Raw genomic sequence first — 20,978 nt, 5'->3', positions numbered from 1 at the left:
GATCTCGATACGCCCGCTGCGCGGGCTACTCGATCAGCATGCAGGTGCCCGCGTAGGCGCGGCGCGGCGTATCGAGATCCAGCACTGTCGGAACGCGAGTCTGCAGAACCGCCCTGCTGACGGTGGTGGGTCTCGATACGCCCCTGCGGGGCTACTCGACCAGCATGGAAGGGGCGCCTCGCGTCCTCTCCCTCACCACCGAGACGCGAAACGGCTTCGCTGCGCGATCAGTGAGAAGGGGCGGCGCCCGCAAGGGCGGCTGCGGCGGCGTGCAGGGGTGGGTCAGGCGGGCGCTCGTAGACTGGGGGCATGCCCATCGTGCACGGATTCGACTGGCCGGACCGCGTCGTCGTGGGGACGATCGGCTCCCCCGGCTCCCGCTCCTTCTACCTGCAGGCCCGGACCGGGCCGCGCGTCGTCAGCGTCGGGCTGGAGAAGCAGCAGTCGGCGCTGCTCGCGGAGAAGATCGACGAGATCCTCGACCAGCTGATGTCCGCGGAGGGCAACCCGGCGAGCGTGCCGCCCGGCACTCCGCCCGAGCTCGTCGACAACGAGCCGCTCGACCAGCCGGTCGCGGCCGAGTTCCGCGTCGGCAGCCTCAGCCTCGGCTGGGATCCGTCGACGGCGCAGGTCGTCATCGAGGCGTACCCGGTGGTCGAGGGCGACGACGAGGACGACCTCAGCATCGACGACTCCCCCACGCTGCCCGACGAGATGCTGCAGGTGCGCATCCCGGTCGGCACCGCCCGCGCCTTCGCCAAGCGCACGCTCGAGATCGTCGGCGCCGGCCGTCCGCTCTGCCCGCGCTGCGGCGAGCCGATGGACCCCGACGGGCACGACTGCCCGCTCACATGACCGACGCGTCCGAGCCGGCCGCCGAGCACGAGCTGCCCGGCGCCGAGCAGCCCGGCATCGAGCTGCCCGCCGACACCGAGCTGCAGAGCGGCGAGCTGGAGCTGACCGGCCGGATCACGGTCGCCTCGAACGCGACGTTCCTCGGCAGCATCGGCGGCACCTCCGTCGTCTACAAGCCGGTGGCCGGGGAGAAGCCGCTCTGGGACTTCCCGGACGGGCAGCTCGCGGGCCGCGAGGTCTCGGCCTACCTCGCCTCCCAGGCGCTGGGCTGGAACGTCGTGCCGCGCACCTGGCTCCGCGAGGGTCCGCTGGGCGTCGGCATGGTGCAGCTCTGGCAGGACATCGATCCGGAGCAGGACGCCGTCGACCTGGTGCCGGCGGACGCGGTGCCCGAGGGCTGGCGGCACGTCCTCGACGGCAGCGACGCCGAGGACCGCGACATCTCGCTCGTGCACGAGGACTCGGCGGCGCTGCGGCGGATGGCCGTCTTCGACGTCGTGGTCAACAACGCGGACCGCAAGGGCGGGCACGTGCTCGAGATGCCGGGCGGGCACCGCTACGGCGTCGACCACGGGCTGACCTTCCACGTGGAGCACAAGCTGCGGACGGTGCTCTGGGGCTGGGTCGGCGAGCCGCTGACCGGCGACGAGCTCTCGGCGCTGAAGCGGCTGCGCTCGGCGATCGACGGGCCGCTCGGCGCGGCGCTGTCCGAGCTGCTGCTGGACGAGGAGATCGCGACGTTCGCGAAGCGCTGCGACCGGCTCCGCTCCTCCGGCCGCTTCCCGGCACCGCGCGGCAGCATGCCCGCCGTGCCGTGGCCGCTGTTCTAGCCGCGGACGGCGATCCGGGCGCCCGGGAGCACCGGGCGTCCGGACACCCGACCCTCTAGAAGCCCCAGCCGCGGCCGAACAGCTCGTCGCCGGGCGGTCGCCCGCCGGGAGCCGCCCCGCGCGCACCGAGGTAGGACGACACGACGGCCGTACCGAGGTCGTCCGCCTCCGGGTTCACGACCGAGCCGCCGACGCGCCGCGCCAGCGAGTCGATGAAGCGGGCGAGCCCCGGGTCGTCGCCCAGCCGGAAGAACGTGGTGTGCGCGCCGAGGCGGGTGGAGGCGTCGAGCTCGCGGACGGAGACGGCGACCGTCACCGGGTCCGGCGGGTAGTCGAAGAAGATCTGCCCGTCGGGCTCGAGGTGCGCGGTCGGCTCGCCGTCGGTGACGATCAGCAGCACCGGCTGCGCGCTGGGGTGCTTGCGGAAGTGCCGGTTGGCCAGCAGCAGGGCGTGGTGCAGGTTGGTGCCCTTCTCCCACTCCGCGTCGAGGCCGACGAGCTGCTCGACCTCCATCACCTCGGCCTGGCGGCCGAACGCGATCAGCTGCAGCTCGTCGCCGCGGAACCGGCTCGAGATCAGGGTGTGCAGGGCGAGCGCGGTGCGCTTCATCGGCACCCAGCGGCCGTCCATCGCCATCGAGAACGAGGTGTCGACGAGGAGGGCGACGCACGCCTGGGTCCGCGCCTCCGTCTCCTGCACCTCGACGTCGCCGATCTCGATCCGGACGCCGGCGCCGGTCTCGCGGCCCTCGCCCGCGGCGCGGGTGAGCGCGTTGGTGAGGGTGCGGGTGACGTCCCAGGCCTCGGTGTCGCCGAACTCCCACTGCCGGGTCGCGCCGGAGCGCTCGCCCGCGGCGCCCGCCCGGCGCACGTCGCGCGCGCCCTGCCGGCCGGAGATCGTGTCGGCGATGTCGCGCAGCAGCGCCTTGCCGAGCTGGCGCATGGCCTTCGGAGTGAGAGTGAGCGCGCCGTCCGAGCCGCGGCGCAGGGTGCCGGAGTCGCGCAGCGCCTTCTCGAGGCGCTTGAGGGTCTGCGCGTCGACCGCCGCGTCGTCGCCGAGGCGGCGGGCGAGCAGGTCGAGGTCGAGGTCGTCGAGGTTCGAGCGCTCGTGCGGCTGCGCGAGCTGGTCGGCGAGCGCGTCGAGGTCGGCGAGCTCCTGGAAGACGCCGGTGCCGTCGCCGAGGCCGAGGCCCTGCTCGCCGTCCATCCGCTCGGAGCCGCCCCAGTCCTCGCCGGGGCGCAGGCCCCGCAGGGTCTCGTCCAGCTGCCCGAGCGACTGCATCAGCTCGGGGGTGCCGAAGGCCTGCTGGGCGAGGGCGTCGAGCTCGTCGCGCTGCTGCTGGGTCATCGAGTTGCGCATCCGCTGGGCCGCGGCGGCGCGGGCGGCCAGGGCGTCGATCAGCTCGTCGACGGTCTCGGGCCGCTCGGGGAAGTACTCGCCGTGCTGCGCCATGAAGGCGTCGAACTGCTCGGGGGTGTCCTCGCCGCGGGCGTGCGCCTCGAGGAGCGTGTTGAGGTCGCGGAGCATCGCGTCGATCGCCGCGCGGTCCTCGTCGCTCGCGTTCTCGAGGGCCTGCTTCATGCCCTCGAAGCGCTGCTCGAGCATCTCGGCGCCGAGCAGCTCCTTGATCTTCTCGAAGTCGGCGCGCGCCTCCGGGCTCTGCCAGCGGTAGTCGGAGAGCTCGGACACCGCGGCGGCGGGCGAGGGCGGCAGGCTGTCGAGCTGGATCTCGGCGAGGGCGCGGTCGCCGTCGTCCATCTGCGTGTCGCGGGCGAGCTGCTTGCGCTCGGCGAGGACGGCGCGGTCGAGCAGCTCGCGGACCTCGCGGAGGGTGCCGTCGAGTCCGTGCTTCTGCGTCAGCTCGCGCCGGCGATCGGCGACACGGGCGGCGAGGTCGTCGAGACCCTGGCCGTCGCGACCGCCGCGGCGGAGGAACTCGCGCATCGCGCGCTCGGGCGAGGTGCCCGCCATGACGTCCTCGCCGATGGCGTCGAGCGCCTCGGCCAGGTCGACGGGCGGGGCGAGCGGGTCGGGACCGCCGTCGTAGCGGGAGTAGCGGGCGTCGCGCCCCAGCCGGCGGTTGCCCCTAGGCACGGGAGCGCCCTCCGGGCAGCGGGAGTCCGGCGGACAGCGGGAGTCCGGCGGACAGCGGGAGGCCGATGACCAGTGGCTCAGCCATAGACGGCCTCGCCCCCGCCCGTCTCCTTGCTGAGCTTGCGGGAGAGGTAGAGGCCCTCGAGCGCGAGCTCGACGGCGCCCGCGCGACGGCCGGCGCCGACGGCCTCGAGGCGGTCGGCGATGTCGTCGTAGAGGGTCGACTCGCCGAGGACGGGCAGGGCCGCGAGGAACTCCTCGGCCGTCACCTGCTCGCCGGTGGTGATCATCGCGCCGTTCTCGATGGCGGTGACGAGCGGGGTCAGGTCCAGCCCGCGGAGGTGCGCGCGGACCGTCTCGGCGGTGGCCTGCCGGAGGAGGTGATCGAGGATCTCGTCCTCGCGGCCCTCCTCGCCGGACTCGAACTCGATCTTGCCGCCGAGCACGTCGACCGCGGTCTCGAGGTCGATCGGGCGGGCGACCGCCTCCTCCTCACCGCGGCGGGTGGCCCGGTGCAGGGCGGCGGCGGCGATGGTCTCAGCGCCGGCGATGGCGAAGCGGGCGCTCACGCCGCTGCGCTGGTCGACCGAGGGCGACTCGCGCAGGGCCCGCGTGAAGCGCGCGAGGATCTCGATCAGCGCGTCCGGGACGATGGCGACGAGGTCGGCCTCCTGGCGGATCACGGCGACCTCGTCGACGAGCGCGGTCGGGTAGTGGGTGCGGATCTCGGCGCCGAAGCGGTCCTTCAGCGGGGTGATGATCCGGCCGCGGTTCGTGTAGTCCTCGGGGTTGGCGCTGGCGACGACGAGGACGTCGAGCGGGAGCCGCAGGACGTAGCCGCGGATCTGGATGTCGCGCTCCTCCATCACGTTGAGCATCGCGACCTGGATGCGCTCGGCGAGGTCGGGCAGCTCGTTGATCGCGACGATGCCGCGGTGGCTGCGCGGGATGAGGCCGAAGTGGATGGTCTCCGGGTCGCCGAGGCTGCGACCCTCGGCCACCTTCATCGGGTCGACGTCGCCGATGAGGTCGGCGACGCTCGTGTCCGGCGTGGCCAGCTTCTCGACGTAGCGCTCCTCGCGACTGCGCCAGGCGACGGGCAGCTCGTCGCCGAGCTCCTCCGCCCGGCGCCTGCTGATCGAGGTGATCGGCTCGTACGGGTGCTCGCCGAGCTCGGAGCCGTCGATGACGGGGGTCCACTCGTCGAGCAGGCCGTTGAGCGTGCGGAGGAGGCGGGTCTTGCCCTGGCCGCGCTCGCCGAGGAGCACGATGTCGTGCCCGGCGATCACCGCCCGCTCGACCTGGGGGATGACGGTGTCCTGGAAGCCGTGCAGGCCGGGCCAGGGGTCGCGGCCCTCGCGGAGGGCGTCGAGGAGGTTGTCGCGGATCTCGGTGCGGAGGGTCTTCTGCGCGTGCCCGGAGGCGCGCAGCTGGCCGAGGGTGCTGATCTGGGGGCGCATCACCTCTGCAACGCTACGCCGCGGGTCCGACATGCGGTGGGGGTGTGCGGGATCCGTCGGGGTGCTAGCGGTGGCGGTGGATCGGGGCGATCATGCGGCCACCGTCCGGCGGAGCGCGGGTCTCGATACGCCCCTTCGGGGCTGATCGACCAGCAGGAAAGTGAGAAGGCTCGAAGGTTCGGCGGGCAGCCTGGGGGGATGACCGGTCCCGTCCTCCGCTCGGCCCTCGTCGGCGCGACGCTCGCGCTCGGCGTGGGGCTCGCCTCCTGCAGCACGACTCCCGCCGCTCCCGGCCCCGAGGCGCGCGAGCTCGTCGGCGCGAGCAGTGTCGCGGAGGGGCTCGAGGCGCCGTGGTCGGTCGCGTTCGTCGACGACGGTACGGCGCTCGTCAGCGAGCGGGACAGCGGACGGATCCTCGAGCTGGCGGACGACGGCGGGGCCCGCGAGGTGGGCGTCGTCGAGGGCGTGGTCGCCGAGGGCGAGAGCGGGCTGCTCGGGCTGGCCGTCGACGGACGGACGCTGTTCGCCTACTCGACCGCGGCCGACGGCAACCGGATCCAGCGGTTCGCGCTCGAGGGCGAGGCCGGGTCGTACGCGCTCGGCGAGCCGGAGACGATCCTCGACGGCATCCCGGCCGCTCGCACCCATGACGGCGGGCGGATCGCGATCGGCCCCGACGGCATGCTCTACGCGACCGTCGGCGACGCCGGGCGGCGCGAGGCGGCGCAGGACCTGGGCGAGCTCTCGGGCAAGATCCTCCGGATGACGCTCGACGGCGCCGTGCCCGACGACAACCCGCACCCGGGGTCGCTCGTCTGGAGCAGCGGGCACCGCAATCCGCAGGGCCTGGCCTGGGCGGAGGACGGCACGCTCTTCGCGAGCGAGTTCGGGCAGGACACCTGGGACGAGCTGAACGTGATCGAGCCGGGCGCGAACTACGGCTGGCCCGAGGTCGAGGGGATCGCCGGCGAGGACGGCTTCGTCGATCCGGTGCAGCAGTGGGAGCCGGGCGAGGCCAGCCCGAGCGGGATGACCGAGCTGGACGGCGTGCTCTATCTGGCGAATCTGCGCGGCGAGGTGCTGCGCGCGGTGCCGGTCGCGGATCCGTCGGTCTCGACCGACTACGCCGTCGGCGAGTACGGCCGGCTGCGCGACGCTGTGGCGGCTCCGGACGGCGACCTGTGGTTCGTGACGAGCAACACGGACGGCCGCGGGTCGCCGGGCGAGGCGGACGACCGCATCGTGAGCGTGCCGCCTCCGGCGTGACGCGCGCGCGAGACGTCCCGCTCCCGTCGAGGCGTCCCGGTGCTGCGGGACGCCTCGACGGTTCGAGGACGCCTCGGCGCGCGCATCAGGCGCCGGGGGTCAGCAGGCCGCTCTCGTAGGCGGCGATCACGAGCTGGGCGCGGTCGTGGGCCGAGAGCTTGGTCATGATGCGGTTGACGTGGGTCTTGGCGGTGTGCGGGGAGATGACGAGGTCGTCCGCGATCTCCTGGTTGGAGCGGCCGCGCGCGACGAGCAGCAGGACCTCGCGCTCGCGGTCGGTCAGCTGAGCGAACTCCGGCGGCTCGACGAGCGGCGGCGACGCCTGCGGGGCGAGGACGTAGCGGGTGATCAGGCTGCGGGTCGCAGCGGGCGAGAGGAGGCTGTCGCCGGCGTGCACGGCGCGGACGGCGGCGGCGATCTCCTCCGGCTCGGCGCCCTTGCCGAGGAAGCCGCCGGCGCCCGCGCGCAGGGCGGCGATCAGGTACTCGTCCTCCTCGAAGGTCGTGAGGATGAGGACCTTCGTCGCCGCGAGCTCCGGGTCGGCGCAGATCAGGGCGGTGGCGCCGATGCCGTCGAGCTCGGGCATGCGGATGTCCATCAGGACGACGTCCGGGCGCAGGCGGGTCGCGAGGTCGACCGCCTCGCGGCCGGTGCGCGCCTCGCCGACGACCTCGATGCCGCTCTCGCTGCTCAGGATGTCGGTGACGGCCTGGCGGATCAGGGGCTGGTCGTCGACGACGAGGACGGTGGTCATCGCGGGTCCTCCTCCGGAGACGGCATCGACGGGGACGGCATCGGCGCGGTCGGGGATGCCGGCGGGAGCGACGCCGACGGAACGACCGCGGACTGCGGCAGCGGCAGCGACGCAGCCACCCGGTAGCCGCCCGGTGTCGCTCCCGTCGCCACCGTGCCGCGGACGGAGGCCACGCGCTCCCGGAGTCCGAGCAGTCCGTGCCCGCTACCGCGCTCGGGGTCCGGACCCGCGACGGCCGCGACCGGATTCGCCACGACGATCTCGACGCGCTCGTCCGACACCGCGACGAGGACGTGCGCGCGGTGCTCGGCGCCGTGCTTGTGGGCGTTGGTGAGTCCCTCCTGGACCACGCGGTACGCGACGAGATCGGCCGCCCCCTGGACGCGGCCGAGCGCGCCCTCGGTGCGCACGGTGACCTGCAGGCCGTCCTCGCCGAAGCGGCGGACGAGCTCGTCGAGGCGGTCGAGGCCGGGCTGGGGCGCTGTGCCGGCCGCCTCGTCGGTGCGGAGGACCTCGAGGAGGTCGCCGATCTCGCCGAGGACTGATCGCGCCGCGCTGCGGATCGTGCTGAGCGCCTCGCGCGCCTTCTCGGGCCGGGAGTCGAGGGCGGAGCTCGCGACCCCGGCGTTGAGGCTGATCACCGAGATCTGGTGCGCGACGGCGTCGTGCAGGTCGCGGGCGATGCGCAGCCGCTCCTCGCTGACGCGGCGCCGCGCCTCCGACTCCCGGGTCTGCTCGGCCCGCTCGGCACGCTCCGTCACCGCGACGATGTACTCCCGGCGCGAGCGCGTCGCGTCGCCGGCGGCCGCGGCGAAGAGGACCGTGACGGCGTACTGCACCGCCCGGGCGTCGAGCGGGCTCACCGCCGCGCCGACGACGCTCAGGAGCACCACCGCGACCACCGTGACCCCGGTCACGACGAGACCGACCCGGCGGGAGCTGCGGTTCGTCACCGCGAACATCGCGATCGCCGTCGCGAGGACGACGCCCGGCGCGAGCAGGCCGAGGACCGCCGCGGCGGCGGACAGCACGACGATCGCCGCGAGCACCGGGATCGGTCGGCGCCGCCGCAGCGGCAGCAGGACCGCCGGCGCGAGCACGATCGCGAACTCGAGCAGACCCGAGGGCCGCTGAGCGGACCCCTGGAACGGCGCGAACGCCGCGGCGACGATGATCGCGGCCGCGAGGGCGTCGCCGAGCCACGACCGCAGCCGCGGGTGGGCCTGCATCCGCGGCGTCATCCCCACATCCTGGCGGAGTGCGCGCGCGGCGGCGTCACCCCGCCGCGGTGCTCCGCCTACTGCGACCGCGGTACGGCGGGGACACCCTGCGAGGGACGCGCGATCGGGCGGCGCCGCCCAGGCTGGAGGGGCCGCTCCGGAACCCGCCGGGCGGCGGAGGGAGTCCCATGAGCACGCCCATCATCTCGGTGAGAGACGTCCGCAGGTCGTACGGCCGAGGCCAGAACCGCTTCGAGGCGCTGAAGGGCGTGAGCTTCGACATCCAGGAGGGCGAGAGCGTCGCCATCGTCGGCAAGAGCGGCTCGGGCAAGTCGACCCTGATGCACCTGCTCGCGCTGCTCGACGCCCCCAGCACCGGCGTGGTCGAGCTCGAGGGAGTGGACACGAGCACGCTCAAGGGGCGCCGGCTCGACGTCACCCGCAACCGCACCTTCGGCTTCGTGTTCCAGCAGTTCTTCCTCACGCCGAACGCGTCGGTGCTCGACAACGTGGTGCTGCCGATGAAGATCGCCGGGATCGGCCGGGCGGAGCGCAAGCGCCGCGGCCTCGCCGCGCTGGCCCAGCTCGAGCTCGACGACAAGGCCGGCAGCAGGGCCGTCGACCTCTCCGGCGGACAGAAGCAGCGGACGGTCATCGCCCGCGCGCTCGTCAACAACCCGCGCATCCTGTTCGCGGACGAGCCGACCGGCAATCTGGACACGACGACCGGCGGGGTGGTCGAGGACATCCTCTTCGCGCTCAACCGCGAGAACGGCATCACCCTGATCGTGGTCACCCACGACGAGGAGCTGGCGGCGCGCTGCGACCGGCGTTTGATGATCCGCGACGGCCTGCTGGTCGAGGACTCCGCGGCGGTGGCCGCATGAAGGCCGTCGACCTGATCGGGACCGCGATCGCCAACACCTTCCGCTCCCGGACGCGCACGCTCCTGACGATCCTCGCGATCTTCGTCGGCGCGTTCACACTGACCCTCACCAACGGGCTCGGCACCGGCATCAACGCCTACATCGACGACACGGTCGACGGAGTCGGCGCCTCGGACGTGATGACCGTGTCGAAGACCTCCGAGTCGGCGACGGGCCTGGGCTCCGGGCCGGTCGCGTACGACCCCGACGCGGTCGCGAGCGGGGCGGCGGGGCCTCCCGGGCAGACCGTCGTCGCGCTGACCCCGGCCGACCTCGACACGCTCGCCGGAGTCGACGGCGTGCTCGACGTGCAGGCGGTGAAGTCGATCTCGGCCGACTACGTGGCGGCCGGCGACGACGGCGCGAAGTACGTGATCGGGATCGGGAGCCTCGTGGAGGGGCAGACCGTCCAGCTCGCCGCGGGGGCCGGCCTCGACGACGCGTCGACGCAGCTCCAGGCGGTGCTGCCGGTGTCGTACGTCGAGCCGCTCGGCTTCGCGGACGACGCGGCGGCCGTCGGGACGACGCTGTCGATCGGCATCACCGACGCGCAGCGGACGCCGCACGTGGTCGAGGCGACGATCGTCGGCGTCGCGGAGGAGAGCATCGCGGGAGCGGGCGGGGGCCTCGTCACGAACGACGCGCTCACCGACGCGCTGTTCACGACGCAGAGCGTCGGCGTGCCGGCGGATCAGGTCGACCGCTTCGCCCAGGCGAGCGTGCGCTTCGACGCGGCGGCGGACGACGAGCAGGTCACCGCGCTGAAGGACCGCCTCGCGGACGCCGGCTACACCGGCACCACGGTCGCGGACCAGCTGGGCACGATCAAGGCCGTCGTCGACGGGATCGTGCTGGTGCTCAACGCCTTCGCGGTGATCGCGCTGCTGGCGGCGAGCTTCGGCATCGTCAACACGCTGCTGATGAGCGTGCAGGAGCGGACCCGCGAGATCGGTCTGATGAAGGCGATGGGGATGGGCAGCGGGCGGGTGTTCGCGCTCTTCAGCATCGAGGCGGCGTTCATCGGCTTCCTCGGCAGCGCGATCGGCGCGCTGCTGGCGGTGGCGGCGGGGACCGGGCTGAGCGGGGTGCTCTCGGGCTCGCTGCTCTCCGACCTGCCGGGGCTGACCCTGATCGCGTTCGACCCGGTGTCGATCCTGACGGTGGTGCTCGTGGTGATGGTGATCGCGTTCGTGGCGGGGACGCTGCCGGCCGCGCGGGCGGCACGGGCGGATCCGGTGCAGTCGCTGCGCTACGAGTAGCACCCCGGGGCCTGCCGCTGCAGAGCATCGGCTGAGCGTGCGGCTCATCGCTCATGGGCGATGAAGAGGCGTCTCAGCTGATGTTCTGCGGGCGTCAGCGGCCTCCGGCTGCGCTGCCCTCGTACTCCGCGTCGGTGATGTGCTCGGCCCAGGCCGTCGTCGTGGCGGGGTCGTCGGCGGCCTCGAGCACGGCCAGGTGCTCCATGAAGACACCGGGCGCGGAGGCGTGCCAGTGCTCCTCGCCGGGCGGGGTGTAGAGGGTCTGGCCGGCGTGCACCTCGAGGATCGTGCCGTCGCGGCCGCCGAAGCGGGCGACGCCCGAGGTCACGTGCAGGTACTGGCCGCGGGCGTGCGAGTGCCAGGCGGTGCGGGCGCCGGGGGCGAAGCGCACCCGGGCCATCGTGGTGCGCTGGTCGGCGTCGTGCGGCACGACGATGGTGTCGAGCCAGACGTCGCCGGCGAACTGCTCGGGCGGGTTCTTTGCGGTGGGGGTCGTCGGTTCGATGTTCACGGGGGTCCTTCTTCCGCGGTGGCGGCGGGCCGGGCGTCCGCCTCCGTCGCCACGCTAGGCCGGGGCCGGGACGCGGGACAGGCCCTGGCGGTACACGTTCCGGCAGGGCCTCGCTCGCGCGGCGGCCACGCGCCGGGTGGTGCCGGTCCGACCTCGACGAGCGGAGACGACGAGGCGTACCGGCTGGGCTGAGACGCCCACGGGATCGAGGGTCCGACCGCCGCGCTCAGACCGCCGGCTGCGCCGCGGGGAGCACCAGGGCCGAACGGCGGCCGAGCAGCCAGACCGTGAGCGCGAAGCCGCTCAGCACGGCGCCGGCGATGCAGACCGCACCCCAGCCGCCGTGGGTCCAGAGGAAGGACGCGAGGGCCGAGCCGAGCGCGCCGCAGACGAAGTTGGTCGTGACGAACGCGGTGTTCAGCCGGCTGCGCGCCGACGGGTCGACCTGGAACATCCGCGACTGGACCAGGATGTTGTGGCCCTGGATCGCGACGTCGAGCACCAGGATCGCGACGATCACGGCCACGATCGAGCCGCCTCCGACGCCCGCGATCACGAAGGACAGCAGCACCGCTGCCCAGGCGACGCCGATCGCCGGGAGCGCCAGGCCGCGGTCGTGCAGGTGCCCGGCGCGCTGCGCGGCGATCGCGCCGGCGAGGCCGATCAGGCCGAAGAGGCCGATCGTGCCGACGTCGAAGGAGAACGGCGGGGCGCTGAGCAGGAAGGTCAGGGACGTCCAGAACATCGTGAAGACCGCGAAGGACGTGCCGCCGAGGGCGAGGCTCCAGCGCACCGAGCGCTCGCGGCGGACGATCGCGAAGACGGAGGCGATCAGGGCCGGGTAGCGCAGGCGGGTGCGCGGCGGGAGCGACGGGATCGCCCGGGCGAGCAGGACCGCGAGCACGACGCCCGCGACCGCCGCGACCACGTAGACGGTGCGCCAGCCGGCGGCCTGGGCGATGAGGCCGCTGATCGTGCGTGAGACGAGGATGCCGGTCAGGATGCCCGAGACGACGGTGCCGACGACCCTGCCGCGGGTGGCGTCGTCGGCGAGGTCGCCCGCGAGCGGGGCGAGGATCTGGCCGGCGACGGTGGTCAGGCCGACGAGCGCGAGGGTCGCGACGAGCACGGCGAAGGTCGGGGCGAGCGCGCAGGCGAGCAGGGCGAGAGAGGCGCAGAGCATCGCGGCGGGGACGAGGACGCGGCGGTCGAGCACGTCGCCGAGCGGGACGAAGAGGAGCACGCCGAGGGCGTAGCCGAGCTGCGTCGCGGTGACGAGCCAGCCCGCGGATCCGGTGCTCGTGCCGAGGTCGGTGGCGAGGAAGTCGAGCAGCGGCTGGGCCCAGTAGAGGTTGCCGACGGCGACGCCGCCCGCGATCGCGAAGAGGAGGGTGGTGCGGCGGTTCACTCGGCGGTCCTGTCGGCGGGGGCGGGGTGCGCGGTCGGAGCGGTCCGGGTCGTCTGCGCGCTCTGGGTCGCCGACCAGCTCGCGAGCAGCTTCAGGGCGTCGTCGCTCGGCGAGCCCGGCTCGGCGCTGTAGATGAGGAAGTCGAGGCCGGGGTCGCCGAGCGGCTCGAACGCCTCGTAGCTGAGGTGCAGGTCGCCGACGATCGGGTGGTGGAAGAACTTGCTGCCGCTGGCGTGGTGCCGCACCTCGTGGGCGCCCCAGCGGGTGCGGAACTCGTCGCTCCGTGTGGACAGCTCGCCGACGAGCGCCTGGAGCTCGGCGTCGTGCGGGGCGCGGCCGGCCTCGGTGCGGAGGATGCCGACGGTGATGTCGGCGGCGGTGCTCCAGACCGGGTAGAACGCCTCCGCCAGCTCGCGCTGCAGGAAGGCGAAGCGGGCGAGGTTGACCGGGCGCTCCGGGAGCGCGTAGAGGTCGGCGTAGAGCGCGCGGAAGAGGTCGTTCTCGACGAGGACGTCGAGCCGGCCGTTGCGGACGAAGGCGGGGGCCGAGGTGATCGACTCGACCGCGAGCCGCATGCTCGGCCGGACGGCGGCGGGCGCGCGCCGGCGGGAGCGCAGCGGCGAGCGCTCGGCGGTGCGGGCGAGATCGAAGAGGTGCTCGCGCTCGGCGCGGTCGAGGCGCAGGGCGTCGGCGAGCGCCGTCAGGACCGACTCGGACGCGCCGCGCAGGTCGCCGCGCTCGAGCCGGGAGTAGTACTCGATGCTCACGCCGGCCAGCTGGGCCACCTCGCTGCGGCGCAGGCCCGGCACCCGGCGGTGGCCGCCGGCGGGCAGCTCGACCTGCTCGGGGGTCAGCCGGGCCCGGCGGGAGGTCAGGAAGTCGCGCGCCTCGGGGTCGTTCGTCATGCCAGTCACGCTACGGCGCCGGGGCCTGGGGAGGGATGCCCTGCGGGGGCACCGGTGCGGCGGGCGGGGGCGGCGGAGGCGACCTGGGGAGCGGCGGGCGGGCGACCCATGCTGATCGAGTAGCCCGCGCAGCGGGCGTATCGAGCGGAGGGGGCGCCTCCGGCGCCATCGCAGGGCGGGGAAGAGGCCGACGTCCTTGGGGTGCGCGGGTCTCGATACGCCCCTGCGGGGCTACTCGACCAGCATGTCTGCGGGCGTCTCTTCCAAGTAGATCCGCCCGCATGCAGCACCACTGCCGGAGGACGTGGGTCTCGATACGCCCCTGCGGGGCTACTCGACCAGCATGTGTGCGGGCGTCTCTTCCAAGCAGACCCACCGTCGGCAGAACTCCAGCACGCAGACCCACTCCGCTGGTGACGGCGGGTCGCGCTGCGCCCCTGCGGGCTCCTCGACCGGCAGTCGGTGCGCACAACATCAGCTGAGAGCAGGGTCCCTCCCCTGACAGCGGAGGCCACCCCTTCTCAGCTGATGTTCTGCAGCGCCCGAGCGCTCCCCACCGTTCGACCGCCTCTCTGCTGATCGAGCAGCCCGCGGAGCGGGCCCTATCGAGCGGAGGGGGCGCCTCCGGCGCCATCGCAGGGCGGGGAAGAGGCCGACGTCCTTGGGGTGCGCGGGTCTCGATACTCCCCTGCGGGGCTACTCGACCAGTATGTCTGCGGGCGTCTCTTCCAAGTAGATCCACCAGCGTCGGAAGGCGAGTCTGCAGAGTCAGCCCTGCTGATGACGGCGGGTCTCGATACGCCCCTGCGGGGCTACTCGACCAGCATGCAAGGGGGCATGTACGGCCACCGCCGACGTCGTGCGCGGGCGAAGGGGTCAGCCGCGGTCGAGGCGGGGGGCGGCGGCCAGGAGGCGGCGGGTGTAGTCCTCGCGCGGGGCGCCGAGGACGGCGGCGGCCGGGCCGGACTCGACGAGGCGGCCGTCGCGCATGACGGCGATGCGGTCGCTCATGTGCGCGATGACGCCGAGGTCGTGCGAGATCAGCAGCAGGGCGAGGCCGTGGCGGCGCTGGAGGTCGTCGAGCAGGTCGAGGATCTGCGCCTGGACCGAGACGTCGAGGGCCGAGACCGGCTCGTCGCAGATCAGGACATCGGGGCGGGTGGCCAGGGCGCGCGCGATCGAGACGCGCTGGCGCTGGCCGCCGGAGAGGGTGCGCGGGGAGCGCCGTTCCAGCGACGCGGCGAGGCCGACGCTCTCGAGCAGGGCCGGCACCGACTCCGCGCCCGCGTCGCGCAGCAGCCTGCCGACGCTCCAGCGCGGGTCGAAGGACGACAGGCTGTCCTGGTAGATCGCGCCGATCCGCGGGCGGAGCGGTCGCCGCGCGCGCTCGGTCGCCGCCGACCACGGGCCGCCGTCGAACTCGACCGAACCGACATCCGGGCGGCGCAACGCGAGCAGCAGCCGGGCGACCGTGCTCTTGCCCGAGCCGGACTCGCCGACGAGCCCGAGCGTCTCGCCGCGGCGCAGCTCGAGGCCGACGCCGTCGACGGCGGTGCGGGTGCCGCCGCCGGGACGGGGGAAGCGGGTGACGAGGTCTGTCGCCCGCAGCAGCAGCTCGCCGGGCGGCGCGGGCGGGACGACGGGCGCGTCCGGATCTGTCAGCCGCGAGCCGCGCGGCCGCCCGGCCGGGACCGCGGCGACGAGCGTCCGCGCCTGGACCGACTCCGGCGAGCGCAGCACCCGCTTCGCCGGGCCGTCCTCGACGACCCGGCCGTCGGCGAGCACCAGGATCCGGTCCGCGAGCCCGGCGACGACGGCGAGGTCGTGGGAGACCAGCAGCAGCGCCCGGCCGCGCGCCTTCTGCTCGGCGAACAGCTCGAGCACCCGCGCCTGCACGGTGACGTCGAGGGCGGTGGTCGGCTCGTCGGCCACGAGCAGCGGCGGGTCGAGGGCGACCGCGGCCGCGAGCAGCGCGCGCTGGCGCAGCCCGCCGGAGAGCTCGCCGGAGCGGTCGCGCATCCGCTCCTCCGGGTCGGGCATGCCCACGCTCGCGAGCACCTCGGCGACCCGAGCCGACGCCTCGGGCGCGGACAGCCGCGAGTGCAGGCGCAGCACGTCGCCGATCTCGCGGCCGATCGGTCGCAGCGGATCGAGGGAGAGCAGCGCGTCCTGCGGCACGAAGCCGACGCCGGCACCGCGGAGGCGCCGGAGCGTCCGCGCGCCCGCGCCGATCACCTCCTGGTCGCCGACCCGGACGCTGCCGGTCGCCGCTCCCCCGCTCAGACCCAGGAGCGCCCGCGCGGTGACGCTCTTGCCCGAGCCGGACTCGCCGACGATCGCGACGCACTCCCCCGGCTCGATGCGGAAGGACACCCCGTGCACGACCTCGACGCCGTCGAAGGCGACGCGGAGGTCCTCCACCACGGCGGCACTGCCCGCGCGCGCGGCGTTCACCGAGCGCCTCGCAGTCGGCCGCCGAGGACCGTCGTCGCGAGCGTGGTCAGCACGATCGCGAGGCCTGGGAACACCGTCAGCCACCAGGCGCTCGAGAGGTAGGTGCGGCCCGCGGAGAGCATCGCACCCCACTCCGGCGCCGGCGGCTCGGCCCCCAGGCCGAGGTAGCTCAGCGCCGAGGCCCAGACGATCGCCTGGCCGACGCCGAGCGTCGCCAGCACCGCGAGCGGGCCGAAGGTGTTCGGCAGGACGTGCGCGAGCAGGATCCGCGGCGCGGAGTGGCCGAGCACCCGCGCTGCCTCGACGTAGCCGGAGTCGCGGATGCCGAGCAGCTGGGTCCGCAGGATGCGCGCGTAGCCGGGCGCGGTCGAGAGGCCGACCGCGACCGTCGCGGGGACGACTCCGGGGCCGGTGACCACGATGACCAGCAGCGCGAGCAGCAGTGCCGGGAAGGCGAAGAGGACCTCGAGGACCCGGCCGATCACACCGTCGACGAAGCGGCCGCCGAACGCCGCGGCGACGCCCAGCACCGCGCCCAGCACGAGGCCGATGGCGGTGGCGCTGACGCCGATGAGGAGGGAGGCTCCGGCGCCGGAGATCAGGCGGCTCAGGACGTCGCGACCGGACTCGTCGGTGCCGAGGAGGTGCGCGGCGGAGGGCGGGTCGAAGGCGTCGCGCGGGGCGATGGCGAGCGGATCGAAGGGGGCGAGCAGGTCGGGGGCGACGGCCGCGAGCAGCAGGAGGACGACGAAGGCGAGGGCGAGCAGCTCGCCGACGCGGAGGCGGCCGGCGGCCCGGCGCGCGGGGCGGGCGGCGCGCAGCTCGAGCTCGCTCACGCGCGGGCCTCCTGCGGGCGGGCGGCGGCGAGGCGCGGGTCGACGAGGCGGGCGACGAGGTCCGTGACGAGGGTGACGACGATGTAGGCGAGGGCGGTGACGAGCACGACCCCGGTGACGACGGGGACGTCGCGGACGGTCACCGCGGCCAGCAGCGTCCGGCCGAGGCCGGGCCGGGCGAAGATCGTCTCGACCACCACCGCGCCGCCGATCAGGTAGCCGAACGCCCAGCCCGAGAGCGAGACGCCCGGCAGCACCGCGTGGCGCAGGGCGTGCCGGAGCCGGATGCCGAGCTCGCCCTCGCCGCGGGCGCGGGCCGCGAGCACGAACGGCGACTCCAGCGCGTCGAGCAGGGAGCGGCGCATCACCTGACCGAGGAAGCCGGCCAGCGGGATCGCGAGGGTCAGCGCGGGCAGGACGAGGCCGTTCGCGGAGCCGGTGCTGACCGGCGGGAACCAGCGCAGCGCGGTCGCGAAGACGGCGATCAGCACGGTGGCGAGCCAGAAGTGCGGAAGGGCGGCAGCGGTCAGCTCGAGGCCGGAGCCGATCGCGGCGGCGACCCGGCCGCCGCGGGTGGACCAGAGCGCGGTGGCGAGCGCGAGGATCCAGGCGAGGGTGAGCGCGAGCGCGGCGAGGAGGAGGGTGCCGGGCAGCTGCTGGGCGAGCAGGTCGGCGACGGGGGTGCGCAGGGAGTAGGACGTGCCGAGGTCGCCGCGGGCGAGGCGGCCGAGCTGGGTGAGGTACTGCACGAGCAGCGGCTGGTCGAGGCCGTACTGCTCGCGGACCGCGGCGAGCGCCTCCGGAGACGCCTGCGAGCCGGGGCCGCCGAGGATCGCCTGCGCGGGGTCGCCGGGGATGAGGCGGATGAGGAAGAACACGGCCGTCGCGACCGCCCAGAGCACCACGAGCGCGCCGCCGAGGCGGAGGAGGAGGCGGATCATCGGGGGCTCCTCTCGGGGTGCGGGTTCTGGCGGGTGGGTCTCGATACGCCGCTTCGCGGCTACTCGACCAGCATGAAGGAGGAGGCTGCACCGCTCCTTCACCAGCGTGGAGGAGGTTGCGCCGCTGCTCGACCGGCGTGCGAACCATGCTGATCGAGTAGCCCGCGGAGCGGGCGTATCGAGATCCACCCTGCTGGACACGGCGGGTCTCGATACGCCGCTGCGCGGCTACTCGACCAGCATGGGGGGGCTGCGCCGCCCCTCGATCGGCAGGGCGGCGGCTGCGCCGCTCCTCGATCGGCAGGGGTGCCCTGCGCGGTCAGAGCCAGGCGTCCGCGAACCAGGGGGTCGAGACGGTGGCCAGGGCGGCGACGCCCTGGACGGCCGAGCGGTGCAGGTAGTGGTTCTGCTGGTCGTAGAGCGGCAGGATCCAGTAGCCCTCGAGCACGATCCGCTGGGCCTGCGAGTAGAGGTCGGCGCGCTCGGTCTCGTCGACGGTCGCGCTCGCCTGCTCGAGCAGGGCGTCGAGGGCGGGGTCGTTCACCTGGGCGTGGTTGGCGAAGTAGCCGCTCGGCGCCGGGGTGATGCCGGAGGACGCGTAGAGCGTGCGCAGGACGTCCGGTCCGACCTTCGTGTACGGGGCGCTGACCAGCTCGTACTCGTTCGCCGCGAGCGCGGTGTACCAGCTGGAGAGGTCGAGCAGGCTGATCTGCACGTCGAAGCCGGCGACCTTCGCCGACGCCTGGATCTGCTCGAACAGCGACTGCTCGGCCGGGATCGACTGGTTGGTGCTGACTGGGAGGCGCAGGACGAGCGGCGCGCCGTCCTTCTCGCGGATCCCGTCGCCGTCGGAGTCGACCCAGCCCGCGGTCGTGAGGAGGTCCTCCGCGGCGGCGATCTCGTCGTCCGAGCCGGCGTCCTCGAAGAGCGACGGATCGGAGTAGGCGGTCGCCTCGCTGCTCGACAGCGGCGAGTACGAGCGCTCGGCGGTGCCGAAGAAGAGGGAGTCGATGGCGTCGTTGACGCCGACGGCGCGGATGAACGCCTCGCGGACGCTCTGGTCGTCGAACGGCGCCTGGCCCGAGTTGAGCTCGAGGCGGTTCACCGAGCCGGGGCGGGGCGCGTCGATCTCGACCAGGTCGGAGGCGTCGGTGGCGGCCGCGAGCGTGTCGGGCTGGGCGTTGTCGATCACGTCCACCTCGCCCGCCTGCAGTGCCGCGTAGCGGGTGGCGGAGTCGGGGATGAAGCGCCAGGTGATGCTGGAGAGGTAGGCGGGGCCGTCGTGGCCCTCGCCGGTCGGGCCCGTGGCGGCGTCGTAGTCGTCGTTGCGGGTGAGGGTCACGTGGTCCTGCTTGACCCACTCCGTCACCGTGAACGGACCGGTGCCGACGGGCGCCTCGCAGTTCGCCTCCTCGCCGCGGGCGATGCCGGTGGGCGACTCGATCGCGGTCCACGGCTGCGAGAGCGACTCGAGCAGCGCGCTGTCGGGGGCGCTGAGGGTGAAGCGGGCGACGGTCGGCGAGACGGCGGTGACCGACTCGACCTTCGCGACGGCGAGGTAGCCGGTGGAGGACTTGGTCGCCGGGTCCTGCAGGTGCTCGATGTTCGCGGCGACCGCGTCGGCGTCGAGCGGGGTGCCGTCGGTGAAGGTCAGGCCCTCGCGGAGGGTGAAGTCGTAGCTGAGCGCGTCCTCCGAGACGGTCCACGACTCCGCGAGCCACGGGGTGATCGTGCCGTCGTCGCTGCGCGAGACGAGCGACTCCAGGACCTGGGTCGCGAGCAGCGCCTGCGGGTAGTTGCCGCCGACGTGCGGGTCGAGGCAGGTGGGCTCGGCGTCGCCGGTCGCGTAGGTGAGGACGCCGTCGGCGACCGGGGTGCTGGAGTCTCCCCCGGCGTCGCCGTCGGACGCGGCGGTGCAGCCGGTCAGCAAGAGGGCGGAGGCCGCGAGGGCGGCGAGGGCGGAACGGCGCAGAGTCATGGCGGCTTTCGTCAGGAGGGGGAAGCCGCGTTTCTTGGACCCGGCCCACTAAACGCTACCAGCGCGCTCAGCCTCCGGGCGGAGGTCCCCCGTTCTGCCCGTCTCCGCGAGATGCCACTTGAGTACGCGACACGCCGAGGAAAGCGTGCACAAGTGGCATCTCGCGGGGAGAGGCAGACGGGAGGGTCAGCCGGAGGTCGAGGCGCGGACGACGAGCTCGGGCTGGAAGACGACCTGGCGGGGCTCGGACTCGAGGAGGAGCTCGACGGCGGTCGCGCCGATCAGGGCGCTGGGCTGGCGGATGCTCGACAGCGGCACGATGGTCGCGGTCGCGAAGGCGATGTCGTCGTAGCCGATCAGCGCCACGTCCTCCGGCACCCGCACCTCGCCCAGCAGCATCAACCCCTGCAGCACGCCGACGGCGAGCAGGTCGTTCGCGCAGAAGACGGCGTCCGGGCGATCGGCGGGAGCGCGCTCGGCGAGCGCCCGGCCCGCGGCCCGGCCGTCCAGCACGGTGAGCCCCGGCGTCGGCAGCACCTCGAGCGTCGCGCTCGGCACCGCCGTCACGGCCTCGCGCGCGCCTGCGAACCGGTCCGCGACCTGGCGGATCGACTCCGGCCCGCCGACCACCGCGATCCGGCGCCGCCCGAGCCCGAGCAGGTGCTCGACCGCGAGCCGCCCGCCGGCGACGTCGTCGACCGCGACCGACGAGAACGCGCTGTCCCCCGACTCCCGGTCGACCAGCACGCAGGGGATGCCGTGCGCCCGGAGCCGGTCGAGCCGCGCCGATCCCTCCCCCTGCGGCGAGATCAGCACCCCGCTCACCCGCTGCTCCTCGAAGAGGTCGAGGTAGGAGTCCTCGCGGTCGGCCTCGGCGTCTGTGCTCGCGAGGAGCACGGAGAGCCCCGCCTCGGCGGCGCGGGCCTGGGCTCCGCGGGCGAGCTCGGCGAAGAACGGGTTGCCTGCGTCGAGCACGACGAGGCCGATGCTGCGGCTGCGGCCCGCGCGGAGCTGGCGGGCCGCGTCGTTGCGGACGAAGCCGAGCTCGGCGATCGCGGACTGCACGCGGCGGACGGACTCGGCGCCCACCTTCTCCGGGCGGTTCAGCACGTTCGAGACGGTGCCGACCGAGACTCCGGCGCGAGCGGCGACCTCGCGGACACTGATGGACGGCACATCGTCTCCTCGGGTCGTCGCGGGTCGCAGGGCTGCGCGCGATCCGGGAATCATCTCATCCGGCGGCACCGCAGGCGTGCCCCCTCTCTGCAGGCCTTTGACAG

Annotated in this window: 17 protein-coding genes; 5 read left to right on the top strand and 12 right to left on the bottom strand. The window is 74.0% G+C overall.

Annotated features, from left to right (window positions below; genetic code table 11):
- Nucleotides 1-309 precede the first annotated feature (309 nt).
- Both EDF43_RS11365 and EDF43_RS11360 read left to right on the top strand, forming a co-directional pair.
- Nucleotides 310-855: a DUF3090 domain-containing protein gene (locus EDF43_RS11365; RefSeq protein ID WP_123732666.1), complete on the top strand. Its 546-nt coding sequence runs from the start codon at nt 310-312 to the stop codon at nt 853-855.
- A gap of 62 nt (nt 856-917) precedes the next feature.
- Nucleotides 918-1,685, top strand: a complete 768-nt coding sequence (locus tag EDF43_RS11360; protein WP_207901713.1) for an SCO1664 family protein — start codon at nt 918-920, stop codon at nt 1,683-1,685.
- Between the two features lie 55 nt (nt 1,686-1,740).
- Here the strand turns inward: EDF43_RS11360 and EDF43_RS11355 are convergent, their stop codons facing one another.
- A complete protein-coding gene (locus tag EDF43_RS11355) occupies nt 1,741-3,780 on the bottom strand; it encodes a VWA domain-containing protein (protein ID WP_132436934.1) in 2,040 nt (679 codons plus the stop codon).
- A gap of 77 nt (nt 3,781-3,857) precedes the next feature.
- A complete protein-coding gene (locus EDF43_RS11350; RefSeq protein ID WP_132437004.1) occupies nt 3,858-5,240 on the bottom strand; it encodes a magnesium chelatase in 1,383 nt (460 codons plus the stop codon).
- Nucleotides 5,241-5,438: 198 nt separating this feature from the next.
- On the opposite strand from EDF43_RS11350, the gene EDF43_RS11345 reads away from it, so the two are divergent.
- On the top strand, nt 5,439-6,506 hold the full coding sequence (locus tag EDF43_RS11345) for a PQQ-dependent sugar dehydrogenase (protein ID WP_132436932.1): 1,068 nt from the start codon (nt 5,439-5,441) through the stop codon (nt 6,504-6,506).
- A gap of 85 nt (nt 6,507-6,591) precedes the next feature.
- Here EDF43_RS11345 and EDF43_RS11340 read toward each other — a convergent pair whose 3' ends face one another.
- Nucleotides 6,592-7,260 carry a response regulator transcription factor gene (locus tag EDF43_RS11340; RefSeq protein WP_132436930.1) on the bottom strand — a complete coding sequence of 223 codons (669 nt, stop codon included), beginning with the start codon at nt 7,258-7,260 and terminating at the stop codon, nt 6,592-6,594.
- Nucleotides 7,257-8,501 carry a histidine kinase gene (locus tag EDF43_RS11335; protein WP_132436928.1) on the bottom strand — a complete coding sequence of 415 codons (1,245 nt, stop codon included), beginning with the start codon at nt 8,499-8,501 and terminating at the stop codon, nt 7,257-7,259. Before EDF43_RS11335 ends, EDF43_RS11340 begins: the two co-directional genes overlap by 4 nt.
- A 167-nt stretch (nt 8,502-8,668) precedes the next feature.
- On the opposite strand from EDF43_RS11335, the gene EDF43_RS11330 reads away from it, so the two are divergent.
- Both EDF43_RS11330 and EDF43_RS11325 read left to right on the top strand, forming a co-directional pair.
- Nucleotides 8,669-9,367: an ABC transporter ATP-binding protein gene (locus tag EDF43_RS11330; protein WP_123446839.1), complete on the top strand. Its 699-nt coding sequence runs from the start codon at nt 8,669-8,671 to the stop codon at nt 9,365-9,367.
- Nucleotides 9,364-10,665: an ABC transporter permease gene (locus EDF43_RS11325; RefSeq protein ID WP_132436926.1), complete on the top strand. Its 1,302-nt coding sequence runs from the start codon at nt 9,364-9,366 to the stop codon at nt 10,663-10,665. The genes EDF43_RS11330 and EDF43_RS11325 overlap by 4 nt, the downstream gene beginning before the upstream one ends.
- Nucleotides 10,666-10,759: 94 nt before the next feature.
- Here EDF43_RS11325 and EDF43_RS11320 read toward each other — a convergent pair whose 3' ends face one another.
- The 8 genes from EDF43_RS11320 to EDF43_RS11290 all read right to left on the bottom strand — a co-directional run bounded on the left by EDF43_RS11320 (nt 10,760) and on the right by EDF43_RS11290 (nt 20,874).
- Nucleotides 10,760-11,176, bottom strand: a complete 417-nt coding sequence (locus EDF43_RS11320; protein ID WP_132436924.1) for a cupin domain-containing protein — start codon at nt 11,174-11,176, stop codon at nt 10,760-10,762.
- Nucleotides 11,177-11,402: 226 nt separating this feature from the next.
- Nucleotides 11,403-12,584, bottom strand: coding sequence for an MFS transporter (locus EDF43_RS11315; RefSeq protein ID WP_132436922.1), 1,182 nt, complete (start codon nt 12,582-12,584; stop codon nt 11,403-11,405).
- Nucleotides 12,581-13,489 (bottom strand): helix-turn-helix transcriptional regulator, encoded by a 909-nt coding sequence (locus EDF43_RS11310; protein ID WP_132436920.1) that lies wholly within the window; start codon nt 13,487-13,489, stop codon nt 12,581-12,583. Before EDF43_RS11310 ends, EDF43_RS11315 begins: the two co-directional genes overlap by 4 nt.
- Nucleotides 13,490-14,365: 876 nt before the next feature.
- Complete coding sequence (locus tag EDF43_RS11305; RefSeq protein WP_132436918.1) at nt 14,366-15,943, bottom strand: ABC transporter ATP-binding protein; 1,578 nt, start codon at nt 15,941-15,943, stop codon at nt 14,366-14,368.
- Entirely contained in the window at nt 15,940-16,710 is a 771-nt protein-coding gene (locus EDF43_RS22145) for an ABC transporter permease (RefSeq protein WP_243646288.1), read from the bottom strand. Before EDF43_RS22145 ends, EDF43_RS11305 begins: the two co-directional genes overlap by 4 nt.
- Nucleotides 16,711-16,775: 65 nt before the next feature.
- Entirely contained in the window at nt 16,776-17,720 is a 945-nt protein-coding gene (locus EDF43_RS22140) for an ABC transporter permease (RefSeq protein WP_207901703.1), read from the bottom strand.
- Nucleotides 17,721-18,039: 319 nt separating this feature from the next.
- On the bottom strand, nt 18,040-19,698 hold the full coding sequence (locus EDF43_RS11295) for an ABC transporter substrate-binding protein (RefSeq protein WP_132436916.1): 1,659 nt from the start codon (nt 19,696-19,698) through the stop codon (nt 18,040-18,042).
- Nucleotides 19,699-19,884: 186 nt separating this feature from the next.
- Nucleotides 19,885-20,874 carry a LacI family DNA-binding transcriptional regulator gene (locus EDF43_RS11290; protein WP_243646281.1) on the bottom strand — a complete coding sequence of 330 codons (990 nt, stop codon included), beginning with the start codon at nt 20,872-20,874 and terminating at the stop codon, nt 19,885-19,887.
- Nucleotides 20,875-20,978: the final 104 nt, after the last annotated feature.

This window comes from Rathayibacter sp. PhB179 (assembly GCF_004345345.1).
In the GTDB taxonomy this organism is placed as follows: Bacteria; Actinomycetota; Actinomycetes; order Actinomycetales; family Microbacteriaceae; genus Rathayibacter; species Rathayibacter festucae.
This window is presented reverse-complemented; position numbering and strand designations above follow the sequence as displayed.